This is a genomic window from Desulfonatronospira sp., assembly GCA_003563255.1.
Classification (GTDB): Bacteria; Desulfobacterota; Desulfovibrionia; order Desulfovibrionales; family Desulfonatronovibrionaceae; genus Desulfonatronospira.
This window is the reverse complement of record PWSL01000510.1, coordinates 1-4,480: the sequence shown is the minus strand read 5'-3', so window position 1 is coordinate 4,480 and position 4,480 is coordinate 1. Positions and strand designations below refer to the sequence as shown.

The 4,480-nt window shown below is 51.9% G+C and carries 4 protein-coding genes; 3 read left to right on the top strand and 1 reads right to left on the bottom strand.

Annotated elements, in window-relative coordinates; genetic code table 11:
- Positions 1 to 151 precede the first annotated feature (151 nt).
- Entirely contained in the window at positions 152 to 1,024 is an 873-nt protein-coding gene (locus QZP87_RS14910; RefSeq protein WP_291323718.1) for a hypothetical protein, read from the top strand.
- A 163-nt stretch (positions 1,025 to 1,187) separates the two neighbouring features.
- Positions 1,188 to 3,236: an elongation factor G gene (gene fusA, locus QZP87_RS14905; RefSeq protein WP_291323717.1), complete on the top strand. Its 2,049-nt coding sequence runs from the start codon at positions 1,188 to 1,190 to the stop codon at positions 3,234 to 3,236.
- Between the two features lie 102 nt (positions 3,237 to 3,338).
- Here the strand turns inward: fusA and QZP87_RS15660 are convergent, their stop codons facing one another.
- The gene (locus QZP87_RS15660) at positions 3,339 to 3,545 is read right to left on the bottom strand and encodes a zinc ribbon domain-containing protein (protein WP_363331030.1); all 207 of its coding nucleotides are present in this window, start codon (positions 3,543 to 3,545) and stop codon (positions 3,339 to 3,341) included.
- A 100-nt stretch (positions 3,546 to 3,645) separates the two neighbouring features.
- Here QZP87_RS15660 and QZP87_RS14900 point away from each other — a divergent pair, with 100 nt between their 5' ends.
- Positions 3,646 to 4,083 (top strand): universal stress protein, encoded by a 438-nt coding sequence (locus QZP87_RS14900; RefSeq protein ID WP_291323716.1) that lies wholly within the window; start codon positions 3,646 to 3,648, stop codon positions 4,081 to 4,083.
- The last annotated feature ends 397 nt before the right edge of the window (positions 4,084 to 4,480 follow it).

Sequence of the window (4,480 nt, the reverse complement as noted above, 5' to 3'; positions counted from 1 at the left end):
TTACAGCCATGAGATTTTCAAAAATAAGTGCGGGGACAGTCCCACTGCCAAGCGCTGAACCCCCGCCATGGCTCAAATTTTTCTTGTTTTTTGTAACAGGGTTTCAGGAATAAGTCACTAAACCCCTAACTCCCCTGTATTCTTAATAAATATGAGCATCACTTCAGAACTAGAGCCTTACCTGGTCAGCGATGAGATTATGGCTGCCGCCTATGCCGGGACCTCCCTGCAGCGACGGGCCTGGATGAAAAAGCAGACTGCCCACCTGTGTTCACATTACGGCCTGGACCCGGCTCAACACTTTCAGCGCCTGGTATATCAGGATTCCGCCCTTTCCGGGACAAGCATCTCCAGGCCTGTGGAGTTTGTGGGACTGGTTATTGACAGCAATGCTGCAGCCTGGAACAAGATCCTGGCCCTGATGGTCCCTGCAGCAGTCTATGCCGGCTCAGGAACGGCTGTCTTTATACCTGATAAAGACCAATCGGAACTTCCTCCGGACCTTTTAACCGCCCTGGAACTGGCGGGTATCGAGAACATTTTCTGCCTCAGCCTGGACGATTTGACAGAGTGGAAAAACAGCCTGGATGATAAGTTGGAGTGCATCTTTTTTTCAGTTACCAAAGAAAAACACTCTCCAGAGCAGAACTATCTTTTCCTGGGCAAACAGCACTGGCTGCATTTATCACCGGTTCATTTCAGCAGGGCCGCTGTATGGGTCGGAAAAGAAGAACACTGGGACTGGGAGGCCATGATATGGGCCAATCCCGAGGTCAGCTTCATAGCGGCCGGAACAAATTCTGTCCTGGCCCCCGGGGCGGTCCAGGTTCTGGATATGGACTTGAGCGATTTTTTAAAACAGGATATGGATGTATATTACGGACCTGAAGAATACTTCAGACACACCATGGCCTGCCTGGGTCTTTCTCCTGGTATGGAAGCATGCTGGGTCTGGCCCGGCCTGGACAGCAGGTTTTTTTTGTCCAGACGTCAGTTCTGGTCATCTTCGCCCTTGAATCGATAACATATTGATACAACAGAGATACTTCCAACGCCGGCTATGCCCGCAACCCGGTGAACTGCGTTGCGGGCATAGCCCGCATTCAGGTTTTACAAAACAGGTGCGGGGAGAGACAGTCCCCGGAGGTAAATTAATCAGTTTCGCTGTAGTTATAGCCAGTAAGCCCATGACAACCAAGAAATCATCTTCCAGCCACCTGCAAAATGTCAGGAACCTCGGAATTATCGCTCACATTGACGCCGGTAAGACCACCCTGACTGAACGTATACTTTACTACACTCAGAAAATCCATCGCATGGGAGAGGTGCATGAAGGCACTGCCACCATGGATTTTCCGCCGGAGGAACAGGAGCGCGGCATCACCATAGCCTCGGCTTTTACCTCCTGCCGGTGGCAGGATAAAAATATCAATATCATCGATACTCCAGGGCACGTGGATTTCACCGTGGAGGTGGACCGGGCTCTGCGGGTGCTGGACGGCGCCGTAGCCGTATTTTGTGCCGTGGGCGGGGTGGAACCCCAGAGTGAGACAGTCTGGCGTCAATCCACCAGATATCATATACCCAAGCTGGCCTTTATCAATAAGATGGACCGCCCGGGCGCTGATTTTGAGGCAGTCCTGGAGGCCATGCGGAACAAACTGAATGCTGTTCCGCTGCCGGTACAGGTTCCACTGGGCCAGGGGGAGGAATTCCGGGCTGTCCTGGACGTCATCTCCGGGCAGAAGCTGATGTTTGAAAACCAGTCCCTTGGAAGGTCCATAGAACGACTTGACCTGGACAGTGATGAAGAAAAGCAGGCTGCTACATGGAGGAGTATCCTGCTGGAGACACTTGCGGATCATGATGACGGGATCATGGAGGATTTTCTGGAAGGCCGGGACATACCGCCTGAACGACTGCTGGCAGTCATACGGCAGACTACCCTGGATCTAAAGGCTGTACCGGTTCTTGCAGGCGCTGCTCTGAAAAACATCGGGATACAGCCTCTTATGGACGCTATCTGCGAGTTTCTGCCCTCCCCATGGGATGTACCCCAGGTTCAGGGCCTGGATCCCAGGACCCAGAAGAGCAAAGCCTTCGAGGCCCAGAGCAAAGCCCCCCTGTCCGCCCTGGTTTTCAAGGTCAGCATGGAGACCGGCCGCAAGCTTGTTTTTCTGCGCATATACTCCGGGCGTATAAAAGCCGGGGAAACAGTTTTCAACTCCGCCCAGGGAGTGCGGGAAAGAGTGGCCAGGCTTTTCACCGTGCATGCCCGGCACCGGGAAAAGCTGGAACAGGCTGAAACCGGTGAGATAGTCGCCGCTGCCGGCATGAAGGACGCCCGAACCGGCGATACCCTGTGCAGTGAAGACGATCCTATACTCCTTGAAAAAATCAGCGATTACGTTCCGGTCATCTCCCTGGCCCTGGAACCCAGAAACAGCCAGGAAGAGGATAAGCTTACCCATGCCCTGGACAAGATGCTGCAGGAGGACCCGACCTTATTTTTTGAACGTGACAGTGAAACGGACCAGATAATTGTTTCCGGGATGGGTGAACTGCACCTGGACGTGGTCCTGCACCGCATGAGGCGCGAACACGGGGTGGACTTCAGGGCTGGAAACCCGCAGGTTGTGCACCAGGAGACGGTTTCTGAAAAAGCTGAAGCCCACGGGGAATACGCCAGGGAACTGGGGGAAGATTTTCACTATGGATGGGTCCAGGTCCAGGTTGAACCCCGCGCCCGGGGCCGGGGCAACCGCATCAGCCTGGAGGTGGACTACGAAAACTGGTCCCGGGACTGGCTGGATGCTGTCTACGAAGGTGTGGAAGATGCCCTGCAGGCAGGTGCACTACAGGGCTTTCCAGTGACCGACGTTCATATTCGGGTCAGAAAGATGCAATCAGCCAGGGGGGCCGACAGCATAGGGTTCAGGCTGGCTGCTGTACAGGCCGTGAAACAAGCCCTGACCCAGGCCGGCCCGGTTATGCTGGAACCGATAATGTACCTGGAAATTCACACTCCAGCGGATTTTGTGGGTGATTGCGTAAACCTTCTGGGCTCAAAATCAGCCCGGGTGGAAAACATGTTTGACAGCAGGGGGCAAAAGATCATTCATTCCCTGGCACCCCTGCGCAGAATGTTCGGCTTTTCCACCGATCTGCGCTCAGCAACCCAGGGCCGGGCCGGTTTCACCATGAAGTTTCACAGCTTCGACACCATAAGTGTGTAACTTCCAGCGGAAAAGGACTTCTTTATGTGGCAGCCGCAAACCTTTACTCACGGAGGAAATGCCTGTATCTGCTGCTTTGAACCAAAGCAGGCTTTACACCCCTCAAGTTGGGCCGCAGGAGGGGACAGGCGGTGCTCCTGTATACCCCCGGGGCTCCCGCTTGGTAATAGCGGTTCCTGCAGAAATGCATCGGTTGGAGGTAACATCCTTTCTGCAGTCCGGGCAATTAATCAGTTCTGAACCGCTTTTTTTAACCAGCTCTTCGAACACCCTGTTGCACTCGGGGCAAAAGTATTCATAAATAGGCATAACATTTTACTCCTTTTAACGTTCTTCAAAATGCTTGTTATTTTAATCAGCATTTGGCACCATGCATTCACTTCCATGAACACTCAGCAAAGGAGGCTTTATGGCCGAGGTAAAAAAAATCCTGTGTGCTGTTGATTTTTCTGAGATGAGTTCCAGAGTGGCTGATTACGCCCAGACCCTTGCTAAACCACTGAACTCCGCTGTAAAAGTTGTGTATGTTGCTCCCAGCCTGTCGCAATATGTTGGCTTTCACGTCCCGCCAACTTCCATCGAGAACTTTGTGGGAGAAATAGTCAGCGGGGCTGAAAAAACCATGGACATATTTATCCAGGAAAATTTTACTGACATTGAAGCCACGGGACAGGTCCTTACAGGTTATGCTGCAGAAGAAATCCTCAAGTACGCCGAAAAGGAAGGTTTGGACATGATAATCATGGGCACCCATGGACGCAAGGGAATAGACCGGATATTGTTCGGCTCTGTTGCTGAAAAAATCGTCAAGGCCGCCCCCATCCCGGTATTGACAATCAGGCCTTAGCTCAGCATTACAGCAATACCTTGAACCAAGTTTGCATCCACTTGAAAAAACTGACTTCTTGTGGCATGGTTAATTCTCCAGCGAAACTATGTAATTTTTTCAGACTGTCCCCTGCTTTCCTTAAAAAGGGCTAAACTGTTACTAAATTAATATGTTTTGCTGTAGTGTTAAATTGCCTTGAAGTAATAGTCAATGTCAACCCGGCACAGCTGATTCGAATTAAGGTATCAGTTCAGCGCTTTTTTGGAGGGGTGCCACAACGGCCCGGGGACAGTCCCCGCAACACCTTTCCTGCACAATTAAAATATGACAAACGCTAAGTTGTGTGAACCTTCAAAGATAGTACTTAGCGGGGACAGTCCCCAGACCTTGTGCCAGGAACTACAACTGAGTGCCC